This is a genomic window from Pseudomonas sp. ADAK13, from assembly GCF_012935715.1.
Classification (GTDB): Bacteria; Pseudomonadota; Gammaproteobacteria; order Pseudomonadales; family Pseudomonadaceae; genus Aquipseudomonas.
This window is the reverse complement of the sequence record NZ_CP052860.1, coordinates 5,162,718-5,185,981: the sequence shown is the minus strand read 5'-3', so window position 1 is coordinate 5,185,981 and position 23,264 is coordinate 5,162,718. Positions and strand designations below refer to the sequence as shown.

The following is a 23,264-nucleotide window of genomic DNA, read 5'->3' as shown; positions in this document are numbered from 1 at the left end:
CTTGCGCACCAGCCATGATTTCATCAAGATATCACCAGATATAAGTGTGATAAGGATTTGAAATGACCGACGCACTCAAGCCCCTGGATATCGACACGGTGCACGCCTTTGTACTGGTGGCCGATTTCGCCAGCTTCACCCGCGCGGCCCAGGCCCTGGACACCTCACAGGCAGCCATCAGCCTCAAGCTCAAGCGCCTGGAAGACCGCCTCGGTTACCGCCTGTTGGTGCGTACGCCCCGGCACGTGAAGCTGTCGCCCCAGGGCGAGCAGTTCATCGTGGCCGCCCGTGCGCTGCTCAATGCGCATGAGCGCGCCTTGGGCGACATGGGCAACGGTGCACCGCGACGGCTGGTGATCGGCATCAGCGACCATGTGGCCGGGCCGGACCTGCCGCTGTGGCTCAGCCGCCTGGCGGCGTATGACCCGCTGGTGATTCTGGAGGTGCGGATTGCCTCCTCCCGGGACCTGGTCACGGCGTTTGACCGCAACGAACTGGACGCCGTGATCGTGCGCAACGAAGGCGATCGCCAGGACGCTGAAGTGTTGGTGGTGGAACGTTTTGGCTGGTTTGCCGCCCCCACCTGGCAGCACACGCCGGGCACACCGTTGCGCATGGCAACCATGGCCTCGCCCTGCGGCGTGCGGCACCTGGCAGTACGAGCACTGGATGAGGCGCGCATTGACTGGACCGAAGTGTTTGTCGGCGGTGGGGTCATGGCCGTGGGGGCAGCAGTCAGCGCCGGCCTGGGTGTGGCGGCGCTGGCCCGGCGGGTGGCGCCGGCGGGCGCTGTGGAGGTGAGTGAACAGTATGGATTACCGGCATTGCCCGTCAGTGAAATCGTGCTGCACAGCCGGATCAGTGATGGCCGCTCCCGCGAGACATTGCGGGCCTTGAGTGCAACCTTCAGAGGGGTTCTGGAGCGCTAGACTGCATCTGGGTGTACCGCCCGCGCACGAACTGCTCCAGTTCATCCCCCGGCAACGCCTTGCTGAAATACCAGCCCTGGATGATCAACTCCGAGCCCGACTGCAAAAACGCCAACTGCTCGGCCGTTTCCACACCTTCGACCACCACGCCGAGGTTCAGCGCCTCACAAAACCGCAACATCCCGGTCAACACCTGGGCGCCCTTTGGATCATGCTGGGCCACCACAAAACTGCGGTCGATCTTGATGAAATCCACCGGAAACTGGTGCAGATAGCTCAACGCCGAAAACCCGGTGCCGAAGTCATCGATGTACACCTTGGCGCCAATCGCCTGCAGCTTCTCGATCATCTGCCGCGTGCCCTGGATATCCCCCACCAACGCATCCTCGGTGATTTCCACCGACACCTGACCGTGGGCCTGGGCCAGTATCTCCACCAGCCGGTCACCGTAAGCCGGAGTGGTGAGGGTGGCGCTGGAAATATTGATCGTCATCGGCAACCCGAAGCCGACCTTCTGCCACTTCTGGTACTGGCGCACCGCCTGGGACGCCACCCACACATCCACGTCGGGCATCAGCCTGGCGTGGGCCAGCCATTGCAGGAATTCCCAGGGCGAATGCACCGTACCCTCGGCATCCCGGGCACGCATCAACGCCTCGCAACCGGTGCAGAGCCCGGTCCGGGTCGAAACCTGCGGCTGGAATTCGAGGTAAAACTCATAGTCGCAGATCTGCTGGATATGGCTCAACTCGCTGACCCGGCGCGCCTGGGCCTTATGGGAGGCCATCACCGGGTCCAGTTCCAGCAAGCGGCCTTTTTCTTCCAGGCCGCGAAAGGTCATGTCCAGCGACTTCAAATACACCGTGCCACCTTCCGTGGCCTGACGATGAATCGCCCGCACATAGGGCGCGTAAATCAGCGTGCCAACCCCCAGCAACAACACCTGCAGCACGACCGCCGCCAGGTCGCCATGGGTACTCAGGTAAGCGTTGAGCAACACCGGCGCAGTAAACGGCACACTGACCACCGCCGGCGACACCCAGCCCAGTTGCACCACCGTGATCGCCAGCATCGCGTTGAACGCCGGCACCAGCAGGAAGGGAATGAACAGGCGTGGGTTGAGGATAATCGGCAGGCCAAACAACAGCACTTCACTGACATTGAACAACGACAGCGGCAGGCTGGCTATCGCCACCAATCGCATGGACTGGCTCCTGGAAAACACCAGGATCGCCAGCAGCAGGCTCAACGCACCGCCGGAGCCACCGATAAACGCGAAGCTGCCCAGCAAGCCGCCGTTCAACACATATTTGATCGGTTCACCCGCCGCCATCGCCGCATTGTTGAGCGCCACGGCTTGGTCCAACACATCAAACAACGGCTGCATGGCGTAGACGCCATGGATGCCAAAAAACCACAGCAGCGAATTCATCAGGGTCACAAACAAGCCGGTGCCATAGGGCGACTGCAATGCGTCAAGCACCTGCGGGCCCTGAAGTTGCGCCACCTGGGGAATCTGCAACAGCAAGGACAGCACGATCACCAGCCCGAGCGCCGTAATCGCCCCCGGCACCACCATATTGATGGTGCCCTTGAGGTTGTGGCCCACCAGGTCTTCGTTGACCAACCGGGTCCAGCGCCGCCGGTGCAGCCAGGCGATAACCGGCACATTGAGCAGCGGCGAGGCAATCGCGATAAACAACACAAAGGTCGCGGAGGCGCGAGGGAAATCCCGCAACACAAACGTGGCGATCACTACATGGGCCAGGCAGAGGAACGCTACCGGCAACTGCGGCAGGCGGTATTGAATCGCGAGCATGTAACCGATGGAAGCGGCCACCAGCAACGGGATCACCGAACTGATCTTGTTGTGAAGGCCCGCCAGGAAGGCCACCACCTGCGGGTCGAAACCCAGCACCCGGGCGCATTCGGACAGGATCAGGAAACCCGCCGATACCAGCAGGCATGGCAGGATCCACAACAGCCCCTCGCGTATGGCCCGCAACGACTCGGTGCTGGCCAAGGCTGCCAGCCGCTGGGTGAAGAAAAGCTTGAACAGCGTTTGCGCCATCACCTGTCCCTCGGTCGCTGGTGCCAGGGTCGAAAAATAACACCTGGCTGTAGCCTGATCACGGGGTAACGCTACACGTCCTGACACCGCGAGCGAAAGGTTTTTGCCTCCCCAGGGGCAATTATTCAGAATCGCCGTATGGGCCTGCTGCTTGTCGATTGCCTCGGGTTGGCCCATCCTTCGGCGCATTGATTGTCGTAAAAAACGACGCTTTCTTCGAACGGACTCGACTGATGCTGCGATTCTCTCCCCTCATGGCCTGCGCGCTGCTCGGCCTGATCAGCCCGTTGGCCGGCGCCGCCACCCCGACCTTCCCGGATGCCCAGGCCAGCGACCCGGCCCGGCTGCAATGGATGGTCGGCGCACCACCGCCGGCAGACCGCACCCTGCGCTTTGAAGACGGCAGCTATTTCCGCTTCCCGGCCATGCGCTGGAGTGTCGCCCACTTTCGCCAATTGATGCCCACGGTGAATGTCTCCCGAGGGCTGGGGGCGCCGCTGGCGTTGCCGCGCAAACTCGACCCCGGGCTCGACGCACTGCCCGTACAGCCCGTCGGTGCCGCCCAGCCACTGACGTGGCGCCAGACCCTGGACGCCACCTACACCGATGGCATCGTGGTGATGCATCGCGGCACGGTGGTGTATGAGCGCTACTTCGGGGTGCTCAAGGACGACGGCCAACACGCGGCCATGTCAGTCACCAAATCGGTGATCGGCACCCTGGGCGCAATGCTGGTGGCCGATGGCACCCTTGATCCACAAAAAAACATCGTCGACTACGTGCCCGAACTGGGACATTCCGCGTTTGGCAGCGCCACCCTGCGCCAGGTGTTGGACATGACCACTGCCCTGGACTACAGCGAAGATTACGCCGACCCCAACGCCGAAGTCTGGGCCCACGCCCAGGCCGGCAACCCGCTGCCCAAACCCAAGGATTACACCGGGCCGCGCAGCTACTACGAATTCCTGCAAACCGTGAAACAACGTGGCGAACATGGCCGCGCCTTCGGCTACAAGACCGTCAATACCGACGTGCTGGGCTGGGTGATCGCCCGCGCGACCGGCCGCAACGTGGCGCAACTGCTCAGCGAACGCATCTGGAGCCGGCTCGGCGCCGAACAGGACGCCTACTTCACCGTCGACTCCATCGGCACACCGTTTGCCGGTGGCGGCCTGAACACCGGGCTGCGGGACCTCGCCCGGTTTGCCGAGATGCTGCGCAATGGCGGGCGCTTCAATGGCCAGCAAATCGTGCCCGAAAGCGTGGTGAAGGATATTCGCCAGGGCGGCGACAAGCAGGCGTTCGCCCAAGCCGGCTACGCTCAATTGAAGGGCTGGAGCTATCGCAACATGTGGTGGGTGACACACAATCCGGACGGTGCCTTCATGGCCCGTGGGGTACATGGCCAGAGCATCTACATTGACCCCAAGGCTGAAATGGTGATTGTTCGCTACGCATCACATCCTGTGGCGGGCAATGCGGCCAATGACGGGGTGACCTTGCCGGCCTATGCGGCCATGGCGGCTTTTTTGATGACCCAACCAGACTGACCTCTCTTATCCTGGAGTAAACCTTTGTCCCAACCCGGCGAAAACCACCAGCTAGCCCTGGACCGATTCCTGAACGAGCACCCGGCCCTGGCCGCAGAACTGAATACGTTGAACCCCCTGGCGGCCCAGGCCAAGGGGGAAACCATCGAGCAGTACCGCGCCGAGCGCCTGCATGAAGCGTTTGAGGCTGAAGCCGAGCAGCAAGGCTTGTTTGCGTGGGAGCTGACGCTGAAACTGACGGCGCACTCCCCTGCGGAGTTCGAGGCCCAGCGCCTTGAGGTGCACAAGGAAGTGGCGCAAATGGCAGGCCTGAGTTGGACGGAATATTGCCAACTGCATGACCTGCCCGGCTAGAACCAGCGGCTCAGTCCCTCGCGGGTATCGCCAAGCACCTCGTGTAACTCATCAAGGGTGATGGCCCGGCGTTCGGGGTCGACCGCCAACGCCGTGCGTAATGCCGGCCAGCAACGGCGGGGTAATTGCCGGGGCCGGGGCGGACGTTCAGCGGGCTGGCGTCGGCCGTGTGCCAACTCATACAGCACACACGCCGCGGCATACAGGTCGGCACTGGCCGACAACGCTCCGCCGGCCAGCAACTCCGGCGCGGCGTATGCGGGCGTCCAGGCGTTGAAACGACTGCGACTCAAGCCGGGCGACCCCGTTGAAGCCTGCCCGCAAGCCTGGCCCAGGCCGAAATCAAACAAACGCAAGCCGCCATCGCCCACCATGATATTGCCGGGCTTCACATCCCCGTGCAGTACGCCGTGCTGATGGCTATGGCGCAGCGCATCCAGTAACTGCACAGCGATGCTTTGCAGCTCTCGCCAGGGCAAGCCACCAGGACACTCCAGCAGCAACCGATCCAGGGTCATGCCCTGGAGCAACTCCATAGTGAAGAAGGCGATCTGGCAGGGAGCGTCCACTTCAAACGAAAACACACGCACCACTTGCTCATGCCGCAGGCTACGGGTCAGGGCGAACTCGCTGTAAAGCAGCACATGGGCATCTGCAGACTCGCGGATGGCTTCACCCAGCACCTTGATCGCCACACTGGAGCGCGGCTCGCCAAACTCTTCGTGCAGCAGGTCCCGTGCGCGATAGACCACCCCCATGCCGCCAGCCCCCAGCACACGTTCGATAAGGTAGCGCCCGGCCAGCAATTCGGGTGTGCCGTCACGCGGCGGGGTTGCCTGTGCCCCGGCAAAGGCAAAGTGGGTCACGTCGCTCACGACTGCACCACCACAGCGGTCAGGTTGTCAGCGGCGGCCCCCCGTAATACACCGGCGAACAGTTGGTCCAGCGCCTGCTGCGGGCTTCCCAGGCTCAATGCCTGGCCCAACTCGTAATGGCTAAGCGCCTGGTACAGGCCATCACTGCACAGCAGAAAAACATCCCCCGCCATGGTCCCGAGTTCCAATACCTGCGGATTCAGAGGAGCCCGCGAGCCGATGGCCCGGGTCAAGGCCCGTGCATCAGGATGAGCCCTGGCCTGTTCCAGGCTCACTCGCTGATCAACCAACTGCTCGAAGAGCGAATGATCCCGCGACAGCTGGTACAACGTCTGCCCGCGCCACAGGTAGCAACGGCTGTCACCCGCCCAGACACACGCGGCGCGGTCGCCCTGAAGCAGCAACGCCACTACCGTGCTGCCCATGATGCAGTCGGCGCCCTGGCCGGCCAAGGTTAACTCCTCGCCCAGCCGCCGGTTGAGCCATTGCAGGCAACGGCGGGTTGCCTCGACACGTTCGTCCAGGCTGCCCTGGCCTGGCAACGACGCCAGGCTATCGACCACCATCTGGCTGGCAATATCCCCCGCCTGATGCCCGCCCATCCCGTCCGCGACGGCCCAGCACCCGTTCCGTGGGCAATCGAGAAAGGCATCCTCATTGCGCAGCCGGACCTTTCCACGGTCCGTTCGGCCTGCGCTGTGCCAGCGGTCGAGAGGCCGGCTCACAACTGCTCCGGCAGGCGGAAAGTACGCCACTGCGCCATCTGAAACGGATTGGGCGTACGTCGGCTGGTCAGCAGGTAGTTGGCGCGCAAGCCCGCAAGGTCCGCCTTGAGGACCAGCACATCCTGCCCGCTGGAGGGTTCACTCTGCATCAGGTCGAACAGACGGAACAGGGACCAGGCCCCGGTATTTTTTTCGAGGCCCAACGCCCGCTCACTGGCCCGCTCCAGCACCAGGCTGCTGCGACCATTTTCAACCTCGGTTGGCCATTGCATCGCCATGGGTACAATCGGCCCGTGTCGGTACTCCATCTGCTGATCACCGAAACGCAACACCGCGCGGCTCACCGACGAGTCCAGGCTGTAGGGCGCCAGTGTGAAACGAACCTGCAAGTCACCCGGCTCATCCGCAAAAAAACCGCGCCTGATCACCTGCACCTTCGCTTGCTGGTCGAGCAATACCCGTGACATCGGCAAGCTGCGCCCATCCAGGCTACGCAGCCTGTAGCGCCCTGCCTCACCGCTGACAAACGGCCTCAGGTAGCTGTCGAAAAACCGCGCCATCACCCCTTCCGGCTTGAAGAACTCCTGAAAATCGTTGAGGGAAACGTCGCTGCTGGCATGGGCATCGAACGGAAAACGCTGCTTGATCGCCTTGGCGTAAAACCCATACACCTCGCTCTGATAACGCTGGTTCACATGGCGATAGGCCTGGTCGAGCAGACGTCGCCAATGTTCGTCGGCCAGGCTTTCGAACCAGCCCGCCAGCGGCAACGGCAAACGTGCGGCGACGTTACGCAGGTTACCCAGGGCATCCTGCTGCCCCTGGATCCGCCGCTTGACCATCTCGAAGGCGACCTGCTCCGGCGAACCTTCGCGATTCAAGGCCGCCAACTGCAGGTGCAAGTCGTTGAGTGCCTGCAGCATCCCGGTCAACTCGGTGCCCGGGTTTTGCTGGCTGTCCAGCAATTGGTGCAAGGGCTCGAAGCGGCGTTGCATGGCACGCCGGGCGGTATCGGGTAACGTATTGGCCAGCCCGGCAGCGGTCTGTACCCGCTCTGCCACAGCGCCCGGCAGTTTGGCAGCCAGCTCGTCCAGCCGCTCACTGGCCGACGGTAAGCGCGTGTTGTCACGCACCTGTTGCAACAACTGCAACAACGGTGACTGGGCCGACGTCAAACTGGCGAGCTGCTCGGCACCTTGCCGGGAACTGTCAGTTTCACGCAGGCTAATCTGCCCAAGCGCCTCGCCCCAGGCATCCGCATACTCACTGAAGTAGCGCTGTTCGAGTTCCACCATCAACCGTTGCAAGTCCATGACGCTCAGGTCGGCGCCCTCTCCCAGTACCCAGTTGTCCTGAACAATGGCGTTCACCAGTCGCGCGCCCTGCTCTTCGAAATGCCGCAAGTACTTGCGGGTATAAAACCCCGGAATGGGACGGTCGCCGCCGTCAAATACCCGCCCGTGGGCAAGGCGCAAAGGTTCAAGGTCGCGAGCTTGTTCCCGCAGCACGCGGTACACCACATCGACCAGTGACTCGCCCCGCAACACGTGCCGTGCATGGGCCACCAGTTCATCATCGAGCGGTTGCACGAAGGGCTGTTCAAGCAAGCGGGCGAAGTGCCCATTCAAACGACTTTGCACAGAGGGCTCGCCGGCAAACCGTACCGACCAATGCCCCGCCACCCGCTCACGCAGCCAGCCGACATCCCGGCGTTCTCGCAGGTTGAGCATCAGGTACGCACGAAGGTTGTCCACCAACCGCTCACGATCGTCCAGGCTGCCCCGAACCTGCTCTTGCAGCATCTCGCTGACCTGAGACAGCAGTGACTGACCCAACGCCTGCTCATAGGCCTGTTCCAGTACCGGGCGGGTGATATTGCCCTGGTACAAACCCATCCGCTCAGCCAGCCTGGCCTCACCCTGGGCAGGGAAAACCTGTGTGGCCGCCAGGCGGCTGTCCAGCAGAGGCAAGAGTGCCAGGGTAGCGTCCAGGCCGGGCGGCGCGGTCGTGGGTGGGTGCACCAGACCCTGCAGTTGCTCCAGACGTTGATGATTGAAAGCGTAACTGTGGGTCCAAAGCAGTCCCGCCGTCCCGACAACCACTAACGCACTCAGCGCCATCAGCCCCTGGCGCCAGCGAATCCGACGCCGCTCCAGGCTGTCGAGGCCCGCCAGATCCGCTTCAGCCAGAATCACCCGGCTGAACAGGCCCTGGATAAAACGCGGCCGAGGTTCCAGCGCGTGTGGGCTACCGCCCGCACTGGTGAAGTAGAAGCCACGAAATCCGTTGGTGCGCTGATAACGCGGGCCGCAAAAGGCCACTTCGATATACAGGCTGAGACGCTCACCAATCCGGGCCGCCTGATGAGGGAAATCGAGCATCCGGCCACGCAGGTCGCTGTTACGCTCCTGGTGCAGACGCTGTACAAGCTCACCGCTCAAACGCCGCAGCAGCGCTTCGAACGCCTGGCGGACTTGGCCATTTTCAATACCGGCTTTGCCCGGGACGATATATTCGCCGAGCACCGCGTCACTGCCCTCCCCCAGTGGATGCTCGAAGAACTCCGCAAACCCCGGCAGACGGTCGGCCTGGGTCACCACCAGATAGATCGGCAAATCCACATGCAACGTGTGCCGGATTTCCTGCAGCCGACTTTGGACCGCCCGCGCCTCCTTCTCCAGATCACGCTCGCTGCCATGGAGCAGTGTGTCCATGGACAGCGCCACCACCACGCCATTCAGCGGGCGCGTTCGGCGACGCGCCTTGAGCAGGCCCAGCAGGGTCGACCAGCCTGCGCCATCCACACTGCCGTCGGGCTGGGTGAGGTAGCGGCCAGCAGTGTCGAGCAACACCCCGTCTTCGGTGAAATGCCACTCACCGTAACCGGTGCCACCGACGTCTGTCGTCGCCATCGACCCGCCCCGATCCGGGAGCAATTGCAATCCACTGGCGGCCAACATTCGGGATTTGCCGCTGCCTTCCTTGCCGATCAGCAGGTACCACGGCAACGCATTGCGCCAACGCGGGCTGTGCTCGCCGTAAATGCTCGAGTTTTTCAGGGTGTACAGCGCGTCGTTGAAAAGACCGCGCAGATGCCGCTGCTCGCTCTCGACCAGCCCTTTACGCGGGCGCAGTTCAACATTGTCGACGGTTCCTTGCCGGGCCGTGCTGCGCCAATTGGCATACACCACCCCCAGGCCCCATAGCAAAAACAGCGCGCTGATCGTCAGCAGGCGCGCCGCTGCCGTTTGCCAGAATCGATAATCATCGACCGCCAGCAATGGCCCGAAGAACCACACGATCATCGCGACCGCGAGCACCAGCAACAGGCTCCAGACCCAAATCCTGCCCAGCACGGTGCCCGCGTTCCGGAAGAATGCGTTCATGAGTTGCTCCCTGCGTTAGAGGGGCGTCCGGGTAATATCCGGCGCCAATAGTTGATACGGTTGCAGCGCCGTCTCGCGCTGCTGGCCGAGCACCCAGGCAAACCCCGAATACAGGGTCAACAGGCAGGCCACGACACCCACAGCGACCCAGGTGGCAGGCACCACCCTCAGCCGCCTCTGACGTGGCTGCCCCGTCCTGGGCGGCGGCGCGCATGCAGGAGGCGAGTCGCCCCGTACATGCCGGATCTGCCGATAGAGCGCGTCCCGAACCTGTTCAAGCTGCAACAACCCACGCTCCATCACCCGGTACTTGCCCTCAAAGCCGAGTGACAGGCACAGGTACATCAGCTCCAGCATCGCCAGGTGCTTGACGGGGTCTCTCGACATCCGCTCAAGCAGTTGGAAAAACTTCTCGCCGCCAAAGGTTTCGTTGTGAAAGCTGCTCAGCAGGCTCATCTTCGACCAATCGCTCTGGCTGCCCCATGAGGTAGTGACCACAGCCTCGTCGATCACACTGCACAGCACATACCGCGCCGCCATGACCTCGCTGCCCTGCGCTCCGTCATGTCGAGCCCTGGTCTCGAAAAGCGTGACCGCGGATGACAACCGTTCGTTGAGTGCCCGCAGGCTTTCCTCGGCGTTGCTGCGCTTGAGCTTCACCACCTCGGACAACAACTCCCAGGCAGACGCTACCAAACCATTCAGGCCAACGTTGAAGTGCTCCGCGCCCTGCAATCGGGCGGCGTAAATCATCCGGTCTTCCAGGTGTTCGAAACGGGGCGGCGAAGCGAAGTCGGTTATCGGCCCTTGCGCCGGGCCGCGCCCCTGTCGATCGAGCAGTACGGTTTTTTCATCCTGCGGGTATTCCCTGTCCATGGTCTCAGTTCCTGATGGCCCAGAATTTCAGTTCCAGTTCGGCAAATTCGCCGCTGACGTGGAAGGCAAACCCTCCCGAATGCTTCAACTGCTCGATGTCGCGGGCATCGAGTTCAAGCAAGAAATAGTTTTTTTCGGCATGGAACGGGATCTGCCGGGGAGCCACCGGCAGCGGTTTGACCTTGATGCCCGCCAAATGCAGGTTGACCAGCTCGCGAATCCGCTCCACAGGGCCAACCTTGAGGTGCGCCGGAAGCCGGTGGCGCAGTTCCTCGGCGTCACAATGTGCACTGGCGGTCAGAATGAAAGTCGCCGAGCCCAACAGGTTGAGGTCGCTTACCGGGCACACCAATACCCCGTACTGGCGAGGTTGCAGCCCAAGCTCAACGGCATGCTGTTCAAGCACCCTCGACAACAGGCTGCGAATCGGCTCCATCAACCCACGAAAACTGGCGCCCTGATCACTGTGCCGGTAATGCCCCTCGAAGTGCGCACGCTTGCTGTCGCTGGCAAACGTCGCCAGCTCACCCAGGACCGACAGCAGTGTTCGATACAACGTTTCAGGGCTGACCTGGCTCAGGCTCAGGTAGTGACGCAAAACCAGTTCGGTGCGATTAATCAATTGCAACATCAGGAAGTCACCGACCTCCGCGCCGGCGGCAGAGCCGTTGGCGCGAATCCGCCCGGCGATGGCGTCTCCCCGGTAAGCGAGCAGGCTGATCACCTCCTTGAGGCAAGACAACAGGTACCCGGAGCCCTGCAGGTGAATGAAGGTCGGAATAAAATCGGCATCCAGGCGGATGCCCTCCTCGGTGCAACTGAGCACCTGCGCAACCTTGAGTTTCACGTAATGTTGGTCGCTGTGCTGCTCCCCCAGCAGCAGGCGAAAATCCAGCTGCCCGCAATTGACCTGACGGCGAGAGTCTTCCCCGGCGTTGGAGTCACTGACGTCTACCGCAAGGGTCTTGTAGCGCGCCACTACGTCGAGCTGTTCGGGTAGACGGGCTTCCACACAATTACTCGTGGTCAGCGGCAACGCCAGGTACACCGCCTGTTTTCCGGTATTTGCCGGCACCTCCAGCACCAGTGACTCCATGGCCCCGCCCAGCTCGAACAGGCTGCCATCCGGCAATACGCCACTGGCCTGGCTGACAACGATCTTGCCCATATTGAGGTACTGCACATCGATGTCCAGGGCCAGGAAACCCCAGGCATGGCGGCACAACAACTGGGTGCGACGCTTGAGTTGCTGATCGTGATACCGATCGTTTTGCTGAAAATGCTGAGGGCGCAGCAACATGCCTTCCTGCCAGATGACTTTTTGACTGTGCATGTCAGTCCCCCGCCCTGGCCGAGTGTGGGCTCGCTGACCGAATACCGGTTTGATCAAGCACCAGCTCGGCGCGCGTCAATTGCTGCACCGTCACCGGCAACACATAGCGCCATTGCGCGTGGGGCAAATCACGGTAAGCCGCCAGCACGCCGACATAGCGACTGCCCGGCTCCAGACTGAGTTTGAGGGTGGTGTGATCGCCGGGGCGCAACTCGAGCTCTTCGAGGTTCACCAGGTCTTTGGGCAGCGCCTGCGCTCCATGGCCGTAAAGGCTGAAAAAGTCCGCATGTTCGAAAGCCACTGGGTGTCGAAGCTCCATCAGCCGCACCACGATCGGCGATGGCCGGCCATGGATATCCGGGTTGACCCGCTCGCTGGCCGTCAGTGTCAGGTCCAGCTTGGTCAACTTCGAAAAGGGCGACAGAGAACACCCCCCCAACAAGCCGATTACGGCGCACAACAATGCAGCGGTGACTCGGGACATGACGATCATCCTGGATAACGGTGAAGGGTTGAGATCAGACGAATCTGCTCCTCGTAGGCCTTGCTGAAGTCACTGCCCAGCAGGCGCTCACTGAGATGTTCGTCCTCGATCAGCGCCTGGTAATGGCGTTGATACGCCCGCCAGTGGGTGCTACTCCGGGGAATCAGCGCAGGCTTCGCCTGACGCTCGAAGCACAGGAGCAGATGCCCCGGTGCAAAGGCCGCCAGAGCCCCGCGCACGGCTGCGCGGCAGGCCACCAGTAAAGCCACCTGGTGAGCCTGCATGTCGCGGTAGGCGCGCATGACCACCCTCTCGGCCGGCACCTGCCCCAACTGCCCGGTGCCCAGCAGCAACCCCAAGGCCTCACTGGCGTCAGAGCTGTCTCTGAAAGGATTGGGACTTTGGAGCGCCGTGTGGGTGGGTGCCAGTTTCAGCTCATGCTTGAGTTCGTTGCGGGTGCCCAGGTTCTGTTGCAACCCTTCAGTCATTTGCCTGAGCAACCCGGCCGCCTTGATCGCCAGCACCTCTCTTCCCGGCCCATCCAGGGTGTCCAGATCGATTCCAAGTGCCTGCGCAAACGCCGACCAAAATGGCTCTGAACCCTGGCTTGGCTGCGGCGCCTCCACGCTCATGGCAGCGTTGTGCCCCGGCTCCAAAAGTTCAGGAACCGTCAGATGATCCCTGTCCGCGGCTGCATGATCTGTCCACTGCAATGCCTCATGGGACGTCATGACCAGAGCGGCCAACTCCTGCGACTCGTCTTCCCGCTGCCGTTCGCAGGCCAGTGCCCGCACCGGATCCAGGTCAAGAAATGCATCATCGGGTATCAGCGTGTGCAATCCGTCCTGGCCTGACGCCGTCGCCGGACTGACCAGCCATGCGCGGATATTCAGCGGCCCTAATTGAAAGACCGTGCCGTCGTCTATTGGTCGTTCCAGTCCCTCCTGCAAACGCTCACCGCTGCCTGCCAGGCGGGTTCCATTACTGCTGACGTCCGTCAGAAAGTACCGGCCGTCACGATAGCTAACCACCGCGTGACGGCTGGAAACCTGGCGGCTGGGGTCAGGAAGCGTCCAGTCACAACTGGCTCCCCGGCCTATGACACCGCCAACACGGTCAAAGGTTTTGCGCAGGGCCGGCGCTGAGCCTGCTTGCCCCACAGGACACACCTCAAACACTAGTTGCATGGCTGGACTCCCCTGCGCTCAACGGCCACGACTGATGGGCTGCGGGTCACCCAGCGGGCGGTAGTCACCGTCGTCAAAGACGTGATTGGTGTTACAGCCACCCAGCACAAACAACACAAGCACCAGGGCTTGCCACTGACAAACAGCCATGAGGTATCTCCCATTGGGGTGGGTCCCGCTTTCAGGCGGGCCATTGCAGGATTTGAAGGGGGCACCATTCAGCACTCTCCCCTGGCGTCGCCAAAGGGAATGTCCAGGCGTGCAAGGCGGTAAAGCAGCGTGCGCCGCGCGAGACCCAGCTCACGGGCAGTGCGGGTGCGATTGCCGCGGTTCTTGCGCAGGCAGTCGATCAAAACAACGCGCTCGACCCGCTCCATCCGCTGGCGAAACGTCGCGTCAACCGCTGGCGCAGCGAGGCCGGACGACAGCGACAAATGCGTGGGCAGGATGACGTCGTCATCACAAAGCAGCACTGCTCGCTCCACCATGCATTTAAGCTCGCGAACATTGCCGGGGAAGCTGTGGCTGGACAGTTGGTCCAGGGCCGCACTCGACCAGCCTACCGGCGCCCGACCCAGCATCGCGCAGGCCTTATCGGCGAAATGCCGGGCCAGTTGCAGCACGCCACCGTCTCGCTGGCGCAGCGCCGGCAACTCGATAGGGAACTGCGCCAAGCGGTAATAAAGATCCTCGCGAAAGCTGCCCTCAGCCACCATGCCAGTGAGGTCCCGGTGGGTCGCCGCGAGGATCCGTACATCGACCTTGTGGGCCGTATTGGCGCCCAACGGCCGGATCTCGCCTTCCTGCAGCACCCGCAGTAACTTGGCCTGCAGTGACAGCGGCATGTCACCGATTTCGTCGAGTAGCAGCGTGCCGCCGTGGGCGGTGTCAAACAGACCGGCGTAATCTCTTTCAGCCCCCGTGAAAGCACCCTTGCGGTAGCCGAACAACTCGCTCTCCAGCAAGCCTTCGGGAAACGCGGCGCAGTTTTGCACCACAAATGCCTTGTTGCTGCGCGGCCCGGCAGCATGAATGGCCCGTGCGACCACCTCTTTTCCAGTGCCGGTCTCTCCCCGCAACAAAACGGTGTAGGGGCTGTGCACCACCTTGCCAATCAAGCGACACGTTTCGTCCATCGCCGTGCTGTTACCGATCAAGCCGTAGGCGCTGGCGACAGGGGTACTGCGCACCACCTTCAAAGCGCCGCTGCCCCGGCGCATTCGCCGCAACATGGCCAACTGGTTCACGACAAAGCACCCCAATTGCCCGAGGGAGGCACCGTAGCCAGCCAGCTCCATCGCTCGCTGACTGGCGCACAACAACACCCCGGACACCTGTTTGCCATGCCCCGGCAATGGCACGCACAACAGGGATTGCCAAGGCAATGTGGCGGCCGGCAGAAACCCCGTGTCATACACACTGTTGTCCAGCTCAATGAGGTTGAGTACGCGGTTCTGTCCCAGAACGTACTGCAACAGTTGCTCGTTCTTGAAGTCCGTTGCCGGGTTCGCACCGTCACCGGGTGGTGGCCGTTCCGGAAAATACTGGGCAGCCAGATCGAGGCGGCCGGTGGCCTGATCCAGCAGGTACAACTGGCTGAGTTCGCACGCACTTAACTGCGCGACGGCTGCCGCAAAATCCTCGGCCAATGTCGATTCGTCGCCAACGATACCTAACCGGGCGAAACACCCCAGCAAGGCAGCAGCGTAATCCAGCGGGCCTGGCAGGTGGGTAAACAGGTCGTCCGTCATCAGCTGAACTCACAGACAACAGTGCCGTTGGGATCCAGCCTGGCGTGGGCAAACTCCAGGGACTTGCCAGCGGCCATCGCCTCCAGCAGTCGGTCCACCACCTGTGGCAACAGGTTCGCCTCGATCCATTGATCGACAAACCTCGCGCCACTCTCACTGTGGCTGCAGCGCTCGGCCATGTGGGTGACCAACGCCTCCGTGTGACTGAATGTCAGCTTGCGTTGAAGCAATCGATGCCCCAGGCGTTGAAGCTTGGTTTCAACCAACTGATGCAGCACTGCGCCCGCAACCGGGTAATACGGGACTACACGCATACGAGCCAACAATGCCGGTTTGAAATGAGCATTCAGGGCCGGCCGGATTGCGGTATGCAGCACCTCGATATCCGGTCGTTGCCCGTCGGTGCACAGCTCGGTAATACGTTCGCTGCCCAGGTTGGAAGTCATCAGGATCAGCGTGTTGCGAAAATCGATTTCACGCCCTTCGCCGTCATTGGCCGCCCCTTTGTCGAACACCTGATAAAACAGGTTCAACACATCCGGGTCGGCCTTCTCGACCTCATCGAGCAGCACAACGGAATAGGGCTTCTGTCGCACGGCCTCAGTCAGTACCCCACCCTCCCCGTAGCCGACGTAACCCGGCGGTGCACCGATCAACCGGGACAAGGAATGTTTCTCCTGGTACTCCGACATATTGATCGTGGTGACAAAACGCTCGCCGCCATACAACAGGTCGGCCAGAACGTGTGCAGTTTCTGTCTTGCCCACGCCGCTGGGGCCCACCAGCAGGAATACACCTACCGGCGCATCAGGCCTGTTCACGCCGGCCGCGACAGCGCGCAGGCAACGATCCAGGACCTGCACCGCGTACGCCTGCCCGAGAATGCGGCCATGCAGATCCTCGGCAACGTTCAGGACCTTCGCACTGTGTTCACGGGCAAGCTGTTCCTGCGGGATACCGGTCCAGGCACTGATCACCTGTGCCACCAACCGCGGGCACACTTCGAAGCTGACCAATCGTTGCCCGTGCTGCGCAGCCTGCAACGCTTGCCGGTTTTCAGCGAGGCTCTGTTCAAGGGCCTCAATCCGTTCGCCTCTGCCGCGGGATTCGGCCAGTTGCTGGCGCAGCGAGAGCACCTTCTCGGCCAGGTCGCGCTGGCAGGCCCAGCGTTGTTCAAGCTGTAACTGTGCGACCTTTACTTCTTCCAGTCGCCGTGTGAGTTGCTGCAACGCCGGTTCATCGATGGTCAATCCTGCGTCGGCATCCCGGCGCACGGCGGCCTGCTGACGCGTGCCTTCGGCCAGCTCGGCGCGCAGACGTTGCAGTTCGTCCGGTGCCGTCACCAGGCTGATACGCACCCGGGCACAAGCGGTGTCCAATACGTCCACAGCCTTGTCCGGCAACTGGCGGCCCGTCAGGTAACGGGCACTCAACTGCGCGGCGGCGACCACGGCATCATCGCGCACGTAAACGCCGTGACTGGCCTCATATACCGGGGCCAGCCCACGCAAAATCGTCACCGCATCCTCAATCATCGGCTCGCGCACGAGTACCGGTTGGAAACGCCGCGCCAACGCAGGGTCTTTCTCGAAGTATTTCTTGTACTCCGACCAGGTCGTGGCGGCGATGGTGCGTAACTCGCCACGGGCCAGCGCCGGCTTGAGCAGGTTGGCAGCATCGGAACCGCCCGGCTGGCCGCCTGCGCCCACCAGGGTATGGGCTTCGTCGATAAACAGGACGATCGGTTGCAAAGAGGCACCGACCTCGTCGATCAAGCCTTTCAAGCGTCGCTCGAACTCGCCCTTGATACTGGCGCCGGCTTGCAGCAAGCCCATGTCCAACGTGAGCAGACGCACGTTCCTGAGCACCTCTGGCACTTGCCCACTCACGATCTGCAGAGCCAGGCCCTCGACTATCGCGGTTTTCCCCACACCCGCTTCGCCTACGAGGATGGGGTTGTTCTTGCGCCGCCGCGCGAGGGTATCGATCATTTGCCGGATTTCGTTATCGCGACAAAGTACCGGGTCGAGTTTTCCGTCCCGAGCCTGGCGAGTCAGGTCATGGGTAAAACGCTCCAGCAATGAATGCCCGCCTTCAGGTGAAGGTGTCTGCGGGCTTTCACTCAAGACAAAACCGAGCACACGCTGCACATCAAGCTTGCTCAACACCACCTGGTATCGGCTGCCCGCGTGCTGCAACGGGTTGCGTAACAACGCCAGCAACAAGGCACCGTGCTCCACTTCGCTTCGGCCCAACTCCAGGCGGGCAACCAGCACTGCTTGCTGCAACCATTGCACCAACGCAGGTGAAAACACCGGATTTCGGGAGGCGCTCTGGTCGATCCTTGGTTGCAGCACGGCGTGCAGTTCGCCGGCATCCACGCCCGCGTCCTGCAGCGCACGCTTCAACAGGCCCTCGGGATGCTCCAGGAGGGTCAACAGCAGGTCTTCCACCAAGACCTCGCCGCCACCGCGGGTCACACATCGTTCGGCGCAGCGTTCCAGATCGCGCCGTGTGGGCGCCGTCAATGCCTGGATAAGTTGTTGCAGATCCACATTCATCATATTCATCCGTCCCTAATGAGATTTACTGGCCAGGGTGACCATGCCGTCAGCCCGCTCATGCCCCAGCCAACTGGTCCAGCCCAAGCGGCAGACGTTGTGTTCACCGATGTGCAATGGCCGTACCTCACTCTCTGCCAACACCAGCCGAACGTCGTATTCCAAGGGGTCCCGGGCGGCGAAACGCACCAGCGCACACAGCGGCTCATAACCCGCCCCGGTGGGCAAAAACTCGTGAAAACGCTCCCAGTCGAGTGCCAGCACATGAACCCTGAACATGCCACTGCGGTCGAGGATGGAATCCCCCAGCACCAGATCGGAACCCAACGAGCTATAGCTGCGGCCAAGGTCATTGCGCTGCTCGTGGGCAATCACTACCGTGCGCTTGACCCACTGTTCTATAACCAGCCGGCTGTGCTTGAAGTAATAACGCAGCACGGTCTCGATCAGCGCGGCAGAGTGCGCCCGCAGACTCAGCAGTCCGAGGTAGGGCAACAGGCGCTTCCAGTTCAGTCGAGCGGTGCTGCGAATCACGCTGCCGCCCAGGCCCACCAACGCAAACATCTGCTCGGAAAATGGATCGCTGGCGCCGGTTTGAAAACTCGCCTGATAACGATATTTTCGCCAGATCGGCACTATCAGCCGGTGCAGGCGATGGTGAAAGAGATCCAGGAAATCACGCGTCGTATTGCCGCCCGAGACCTCGGCAAAGGCTTGCTCGCCATAGAACGCCGGCAGCGGCGACCCTGTACCAAACAGGCCCAGCACGTTGAGACGAACCCGTGCCCGCAAATGGCCGTGCTCGACAAAAAACTCCACACGGTCAATATCGTTGCCGGGAAACCCAAAGCCTGGATTGGCCTGGAACTCCAATTGGTCGTACAACCCCTCTTCGTCCAGCGAGGGGTGCGCCTCGCGCAAGCGCTCGATGATCTGCGCCACCGCCTGAAACACCGAGTACTCGCGAATCACTCGGGATAATGCGTTTAAAGCAGGGGCTGCTGGCCCATCCGGGGTGGCCATAGGTACACATCTCCTTGTGTGCTGATGACTCGCAGTTCGTGGTACGAGTTGAGGCTGGCGTAGAGCGCGAAGAACTCATTCAGTACCGAAGCAAAGACAAACACGTCGCCCTCCCCCAGGTAGCCCTCGGGATCGATGGTGAGGTCAACACGCAAGCCGCGAAATGGCAGGCCCCGGTGCAGCCGGTCCACAGGCTGATGGCTGATCGATTGAAGTGCGCCAAGCCTTCTCTGGCTGACCTTCTCCACCTGGCGGTCGTAATAGCGCGGCAGGTCGTAGGTTTCGAGGATCACTCTCAGGGCGTTGATATCGGTCAGCGACAAATAGTTGAGCGACATATTGCTGATCAGTCGCCACAGGAAGTCGCTGTCCAGGGGCGGCGCAAAACTCGGGGTTGCCGCCGTGATGTTGCGGAACGAAACAAACTCGGGTGTCTGCTCGCAAGCCTGGTTGATGTCCCCTACCTGCAGTTGGCGTGGCAGGTTGTGGTTGGTGCAGGTCAGCTCAACCGACAGGGTTTCCTGATCATGTTCCCGGCGCGGGTCGAAACTCAGCCAGGTATCCAGGCCGGTATGGTGCAGCGATGGCCGCTGGCGAACGCCATAGCTGGGCGAGGCGCCGCCAAAATCGTGTTCAAACGACTCGAAGGGCACATATTCCTGGTACCCCAGCCCCCCCGGCCGCCATCCCGTGACTTTGTCGACTGAAAACACACCGCAGTTTCCCCGGGTGTATTCGCCAGGCAACAACAGGTATTCGTCCTGCTTGCCATCCAAACGAATCGGCACGCCATCGTGCTTGAACAGATTGACGATGGGCGTGCAGTAGAGCTTCACGTTGTCCAGGGTCGGCGTCAGTCGCTCAAGGCCGCGGCCACGCAGGTTGAAGCGCAGCACCAGCCCATGGACCTGTTTGAGCACGTCAATGGGCAACCTGTTCAACACGTCAAGGCCGCCCACATCGACAAACAGGTATTTATCGGGAAAGGCGAAGTACTCCTGCAAATGGCGATAGCCACGGAAGGTATTCAACGGATAAGGGATCAGTGCCTCATCCTCGGAAAAGCCCACTGGACTGATCTGGCTACTGGACAGACGCAGCGACACAGCCTCACCGTCGCTGCCGATTACCGGCCGTCCATCACGGCCCAACGGTTGCAACTCGAACCCATCCAAGTGCCGCAAAAGGCCCAGGTATAGCGCCTGGCTGACAGGTTGCTCCCCCGCAAGATGCAGACGCAGGCAGCCCAGTGCCAACTCGCCGAAGTCGCCCTCGGCTGTCATTTCCAGGCGAAGGCACAGCAGCGTGCCCTCGCCCTTTACCGAGTATTCCAGGGCGGCCAGTTGCAGCGGTAAAACCTGCGTCGGGTAACAGGTACGAAAACGGCAACGCTCACCGTTGATCGCAACACTTTCCACCGGGGTGTCCCGCTCGACGTGGATGGCAGGCCCCGCCCGATTGAGGGGATCGAACTGCAGCATGCTGAACGAAGGCAGCGGCCGCATATAGTTGGGCCACAGCAAATGCATCAACGAGTGACTCAGCTCCGGCAACTGGTCATCAAGCTTCTGACGCAAGCGACCGGTGAGGAATGCAAAGCCTTCCAGCAAGCGCTCTACATCCGGGTCCTGGCCGGCGTCCCAAAGAAACGGCGCAAGTGCCGGGTTGCGCTCGCAGAAGCGCCGCCCCAACTGTCGCAGTGCACCCAGCTCGCTTTGGTAGTAGCGGTTAAAGGACATCAGGCGTGACCTCAACCTGTGCACCATGGGCCAGGTTTGCGCAGAAGGCGACTGTTTGCTTCACGCCATCTATTTCCATGACGCCCTCGATGGAAAAAGCCAGCACCAACGGATCACGGTCCTGGGGCAATGCCTTGACACGTACATCCTTCAGCCGTGGTTCATAGGACTGGATAAAACGCTCAATGAGAAAGCGTGCCTGGCTCAACGCGTCATGCAGGCTGAAGCGCATGTCGTTCAGGTCAGGCAACCCGTAATCCGGTAGCGTCTGCACGCTACCCACACGGGTGCTGAGCATTTTCGCCAAATGGCTGGCCACGGACTCCACGACGCTGTCCTGCGGACGGCGACTCGCGCCGGACTCCAGGCGTTCGAAAAGGCTACGGTTTTGGAGGATCACGTGGCTGCGGCTCATTCTTTATCGAGCTTGCCGACGAGCGACAACGTGAAGTCCGCCCCCATGTACTTGAAATGCGGGCGAACGCTCAGGTTGACGCGGTACCAGCCGGGCTCCCCGTCAACATCGCTGACCACAATGCGCGCCGCCCTGAGCGGGCGCCGTCCACGCACTTCGGCACTGGGGTTATCCTGGTCAGCTACGTATTGGCGAATCCACTTGTTGAGTTCCAGCTCCAGGTCGGTACGTTCCTTCCACGATCCCAGCTGCTCACGCTGCAAAACCTTGAGGTAATGAGCCAGGCGATTGACGATCATCATGTAGGGCAACTGGGTGCCCAGCCGGTAATTCAGTTCGGCAACCTTGCCCTCCGCACTGATTCCAAAGGACTTGGGCTTCTGCACCGAGCTTGCAGAAAAGAACGCCGCATTGTCGCTGCCCTTGCGCATGGTCAGGGCAATGAAACCCTCTTGCGCCAATTCGTATTCACGTCGGTCGGATACCAGCACCTCGGTAGGAATCTTGGTTTCGATCTCGCCCATGCTGTGAAAGTGGTGCAGCGGCAAGTCCTCCACTGCGCCCCCACTTTGCGGGCCGATAATGTTCGGGCACCAGCGAAAGCGGGCGAAGCTGTCCGTCAGGCGCGTAGCAAAGGCAAACGCGGTGTTGCCCCACAGATAGTGCTCGTGGCTGTTGACCACATTTTCCTGGTAGGCGAACGTCTTGACCGGGCAATCCACGGGATCGTAAGGCGTACGCAGTAGAAAGCGCGGTACGGTGAGACCGACGTAACGGGCATCTTCGCTCTGGCGAAAACTCTGCCATTTGGCAAACTGCGGCCCCTCGAAATGGTCTTTCAGGTCCTTGAGGTCAGGCAGGCCGGTGAAGCTCTCCAGGCCGAAGAACCCCGGGCCAGCTGCCGCAATGAACGGTGCATGGGCCATGCAGGCCACGCTGGAGACGTACTGCATCAGCCTGACGTCGGGAGCACTGGGCGACAGGAAATAATTGGCGATGATTGCCCCTACGGGCTGACCGCCGAACTGACCGTATTCGGCACTGTAGATATGCTTGTAGAGCCCGGACTGAGTTACCTCAGGTGAGTCCTCAAAGTCATCCAGCAAGTCCTGGCGGGAAACGCTCAGCAATTCGATCTTGATGTTTTCACGGAAGTTGGTGCGGTCAACCAGCAACTGCAGGCCGCGCCAGGATGACTCCAAGGCCTGGAATTCCGGGTGGTGAAGAATTTCATCCATTTGCTGGCTGAGCCTTGCGTCTATCTCGGCGATCATCCGGTCAACCAGGCGCTTTTTGACCGGCTCGCCCCTGTTCTGTGGTTTGATCAGCTCCTCGATAAATGCCGAAACCCCGCGTTTCGCGATGCCATAGGCCTCGTCGTCGGCACTGAGGCGGGTTTGGGCAATGATGTTGTCGAGAATGCTGTATTCATCTGTTGTGGGAGCGTGCAGCGGGCTTTGGCGGGTTGTCATGGCGTCAGTGTCCTTTTACTGAAAGAGTCATACGGCGGAGCTGTCCAGCCCCAGTTCAGCCAAGACCCGGGTGCGGGACTCGTCATCGCCGAGGGCGTCTTCAATGGCTTTTCGAAAGCTGGGGGTGTTGCCCAGCGGTCCCTTGAGCGCAACAAGTGCATCACGCAATTCCATGAGCTTTTTCAGCTCGGGAATTTGCTCAATCAGGTGTGCAGGGTTGAAGTCCTTCATCGCATTGATCCTGACCTGGATCGCCAACTCATCAGATTCGGCAGCGTCCTGGAGCCGATTGGCAACGTTTAACGTCAGGCTCAAGGCTTGCTTGGCCAGCACTTCGTCAAAGCTGTTCTTGTCGATACCGATGGGCTTGCGATCTTCGAGCTTGCGCAGGTCTTCACGCTGGGTGAAGTCGCCGAGCACCAGCAGTTTCAACGGCAGCTCGACCTCTTCCTGCGCGGTGCCGACGGCGGGTTTGAACGTGATATTGATGCGTTCCTTGGGGGCTACCGAACCTTCTTTCGCCATGGTGTTTC

19 protein-coding genes are annotated in these 23,264 nt (G+C 61.4%); 3 read left to right on the top strand and 16 right to left on the bottom strand.

The window, feature by feature from the left end; all coding sequences use genetic code 11:
* Positions 1-62 precede the first annotated feature (62 nt).
* Complete coding sequence (locus tag HKK54_RS23970) at positions 63-929, top strand: LysR family transcriptional regulator (RefSeq protein ID WP_169388059.1); 867 nt, start codon at positions 63-65, stop codon at positions 927-929.
* Here HKK54_RS23970 and HKK54_RS23965 read toward each other — a convergent pair.
* Positions 907-3,000 carry a PTS sugar transporter subunit IIC/EAL domain-containing protein gene (locus HKK54_RS23965; protein WP_169388058.1) on the bottom strand — a complete coding sequence of 698 codons (2,094 nt, stop codon included), beginning with the start codon at positions 2,998-3,000 and terminating at the stop codon, positions 907-909. The two genes, HKK54_RS23970 and HKK54_RS23965, sit on opposite strands and share 23 nt — an antisense overlap.
* Before the next feature lie 233 nt (positions 3,001-3,233).
* Between HKK54_RS23965 and HKK54_RS23960 the strand changes: the two genes are divergently transcribed.
* Both HKK54_RS23960 and HKK54_RS23955 read left to right on the top strand, forming a co-directional pair.
* Positions 3,234-4,550, top strand: coding sequence for a serine hydrolase domain-containing protein (locus HKK54_RS23960; RefSeq protein WP_169388057.1), 1,317 nt, complete (start codon positions 3,234-3,236; stop codon positions 4,548-4,550).
* Positions 4,551-4,574: 24 nt separating this feature from the next.
* Positions 4,575-4,904, top strand: a complete 330-nt coding sequence (locus HKK54_RS23955; RefSeq protein ID WP_010173290.1) for a DUF6388 family protein — start codon at positions 4,575-4,577, stop codon at positions 4,902-4,904.
* On the opposite strand, the gene HKK54_RS23950 is transcribed toward HKK54_RS23955, so the two are convergent.
* The 15 genes from HKK54_RS23950 to tssB form a co-directional block, all read right to left on the bottom strand.
* Complete coding sequence (locus HKK54_RS23950; protein ID WP_169388056.1) at positions 4,901-5,779, bottom strand: serine/threonine-protein kinase; 879 nt, start codon at positions 5,777-5,779, stop codon at positions 4,901-4,903. The genes HKK54_RS23955 and HKK54_RS23950 overlap by 4 nt on opposite strands.
* Complete coding sequence (locus tag HKK54_RS23945; protein ID WP_169388055.1) at positions 5,776-6,504, bottom strand: PP2C family protein-serine/threonine phosphatase; 729 nt, start codon at positions 6,502-6,504, stop codon at positions 5,776-5,778. Before HKK54_RS23945 ends, HKK54_RS23950 begins: the two co-directional genes overlap by 4 nt.
* Positions 6,501-9,890, bottom strand: a complete 3,390-nt coding sequence (tssM, locus tag HKK54_RS23940; protein ID WP_169388054.1) for a type VI secretion system membrane subunit TssM — start codon at positions 9,888-9,890, stop codon at positions 6,501-6,503. The genes HKK54_RS23945 and tssM overlap by 4 nt, the downstream gene beginning before the upstream one ends.
* A 15-nt stretch (positions 9,891-9,905) precedes the next feature.
* Positions 9,906-10,766 carry a type IVB secretion system protein IcmH/DotU gene (gene icmH, locus HKK54_RS23935; protein WP_169388053.1) on the bottom strand — a complete coding sequence of 287 codons (861 nt, stop codon included), beginning with the start codon at positions 10,764-10,766 and terminating at the stop codon, positions 9,906-9,908.
* A 4-nt stretch (positions 10,767-10,770) separates the two neighbouring features.
* Positions 10,771-12,099, bottom strand: a complete 1,329-nt coding sequence (gene tssK, locus HKK54_RS23930; protein ID WP_169388052.1) for a type VI secretion system baseplate subunit TssK — start codon at positions 12,097-12,099, stop codon at positions 10,771-10,773.
* Position 12,100: 1 nt separating this feature from the next.
* Positions 12,101-12,583: a type VI secretion system lipoprotein TssJ gene (gene tssJ, locus HKK54_RS23925; protein ID WP_010173302.1), complete on the bottom strand. Its 483-nt coding sequence runs from the start codon at positions 12,581-12,583 to the stop codon at positions 12,101-12,103.
* 5 nt (positions 12,584-12,588) lie between these two features.
* Entirely contained in the window at positions 12,589-13,770 is a 1,182-nt protein-coding gene (gene tagH, locus HKK54_RS23920) for a type VI secretion system-associated FHA domain protein TagH (protein WP_169388051.1), read from the bottom strand.
* An 18-nt stretch (positions 13,771-13,788) separates the two neighbouring features.
* Positions 13,789-13,920, bottom strand: coding sequence for a hypothetical protein (locus HKK54_RS23915; RefSeq protein WP_010173304.1), 132 nt, complete (start codon positions 13,918-13,920; stop codon positions 13,789-13,791).
* Positions 13,921-13,988: 68 nt separating this feature from the next.
* Positions 13,989-15,521 (bottom strand): sigma-54 interaction domain-containing protein, encoded by a 1,533-nt coding sequence (locus HKK54_RS23910; protein WP_169388050.1) that lies wholly within the window; start codon positions 15,519-15,521, stop codon positions 13,989-13,991.
* Complete coding sequence (tssH, locus tag HKK54_RS23905) at positions 15,521-18,085, bottom strand: type VI secretion system ATPase TssH (protein WP_169388049.1); 2,565 nt, start codon at positions 18,083-18,085, stop codon at positions 15,521-15,523. Before tssH ends, HKK54_RS23910 begins: the two co-directional genes overlap by 1 nt.
* A 12-nt stretch (positions 18,086-18,097) precedes the next feature.
* On the bottom strand, positions 18,098-19,105 hold the full coding sequence (gene tssG, locus HKK54_RS23900; protein ID WP_169388048.1) for a type VI secretion system baseplate subunit TssG: 1,008 nt from the start codon (positions 19,103-19,105) through the stop codon (positions 18,098-18,100).
* The gene (gene tssF, locus HKK54_RS23895; RefSeq protein WP_169388047.1) at positions 19,069-20,844 is read right to left on the bottom strand and encodes a type VI secretion system baseplate subunit TssF; all 1,776 of its coding nucleotides are present in this window, start codon (positions 20,842-20,844) and stop codon (positions 19,069-19,071) included. The genes tssG and tssF overlap by 37 nt, the downstream gene beginning before the upstream one ends.
* On the bottom strand, positions 20,834-21,259 hold the full coding sequence (tssE, locus tag HKK54_RS23890) for a type VI secretion system baseplate subunit TssE (protein WP_029616020.1): 426 nt from the start codon (positions 21,257-21,259) through the stop codon (positions 20,834-20,836). Before tssE ends, tssF begins: the two co-directional genes overlap by 11 nt.
* Positions 21,256-22,731 carry a type VI secretion system contractile sheath large subunit gene (gene tssC / locus HKK54_RS23885; RefSeq protein WP_010173310.1) on the bottom strand — a complete coding sequence of 492 codons (1,476 nt, stop codon included), beginning with the start codon at positions 22,729-22,731 and terminating at the stop codon, positions 21,256-21,258. The genes tssE and tssC overlap by 4 nt, the downstream gene beginning before the upstream one ends.
* Positions 22,732-22,758: 27 nt before the next feature.
* Complete coding sequence (gene tssB / locus HKK54_RS23880; protein WP_169388046.1) at positions 22,759-23,256, bottom strand: type VI secretion system contractile sheath small subunit; 498 nt, start codon at positions 23,254-23,256, stop codon at positions 22,759-22,761.
* Positions 23,257-23,264 lie beyond the last annotated feature (8 nt).

What these genes read in the sequence shown, in the direction of transcription:
- tssK (WP_169388052.1), bottom strand. Translation starts at nt 12,099, where the DNA reads ATGCACAGTCAAAAAGTCATCTGGCAGGAAGGCATGTTGCTGCGCCCT.
- tssB (WP_169388046.1), bottom strand. Translation starts at nt 23,256, where the DNA reads ATGGCGAAAGAAGGTTCGGTAGCCCCCAAGGAACGCATCAATATCACG.
- tssF (WP_169388047.1), bottom strand. Translation starts at nt 20,844, where the DNA reads ATGTCCTTTAACCGCTACTACCAAAGCGAGCTGGGTGCACTGCGACAG.
- tssM (WP_169388054.1), bottom strand. Translation starts at nt 9,890, where the DNA reads ATGAACGCATTCTTCCGGAACGCGGGCACCGTGCTGGGCAGGATTTGG.
- HKK54_RS23910 (WP_169388050.1), bottom strand. Translation starts at nt 15,521, where the DNA reads ATGACGGACGACCTGTTTACCCACCTGCCAGGCCCGCTGGATTACGCT.
- icmH (WP_169388053.1), bottom strand. Translation starts at nt 10,766, where the DNA reads ATGGACAGGGAATACCCGCAGGATGAAAAAACCGTACTGCTCGATCGA.
- HKK54_RS23960 (WP_169388057.1), top strand. Translation starts at nt 3,234, where the DNA reads ATGCTGCGATTCTCTCCCCTCATGGCCTGCGCGCTGCTCGGCCTGATC.
- HKK54_RS23965 (WP_169388058.1), bottom strand. Translation starts at nt 3,000, where the DNA reads ATGGCGCAAACGCTGTTCAAGCTTTTCTTCACCCAGCGGCTGGCAGCC.
- tssJ (WP_010173302.1), bottom strand. Translation starts at nt 12,583, where the DNA reads ATGTCCCGAGTCACCGCTGCATTGTTGTGCGCCGTAATCGGCTTGTTG.
- tssG (WP_169388048.1), bottom strand. Translation starts at nt 19,105, where the DNA reads ATGGCCACCCCGGATGGGCCAGCAGCCCCTGCTTTAAACGCATTATCC.
- HKK54_RS23915 (WP_010173304.1), bottom strand. Translation starts at nt 13,920, where the DNA reads ATGGCTGTTTGTCAGTGGCAAGCCCTGGTGCTTGTGTTGTTTGTGCTG.
- HKK54_RS23970 (WP_169388059.1), top strand. Translation starts at nt 63, where the DNA reads ATGACCGACGCACTCAAGCCCCTGGATATCGACACGGTGCACGCCTTT.
- tssE (WP_029616020.1), bottom strand. Translation starts at nt 21,259, where the DNA reads ATGAGCCGCAGCCACGTGATCCTCCAAAACCGTAGCCTTTTCGAACGC.
- tssH (WP_169388049.1), bottom strand. Translation starts at nt 18,085, where the DNA reads ATGATGAATGTGGATCTGCAACAACTTATCCAGGCATTGACGGCGCCC.
- tssC (WP_010173310.1), bottom strand. Translation starts at nt 22,731, where the DNA reads ATGACAACCCGCCAAAGCCCGCTGCACGCTCCCACAACAGATGAATAC.
- tagH (WP_169388051.1), bottom strand. Translation starts at nt 13,770, where the DNA reads ATGCAACTAGTGTTTGAGGTGTGTCCTGTGGGGCAAGCAGGCTCAGCG.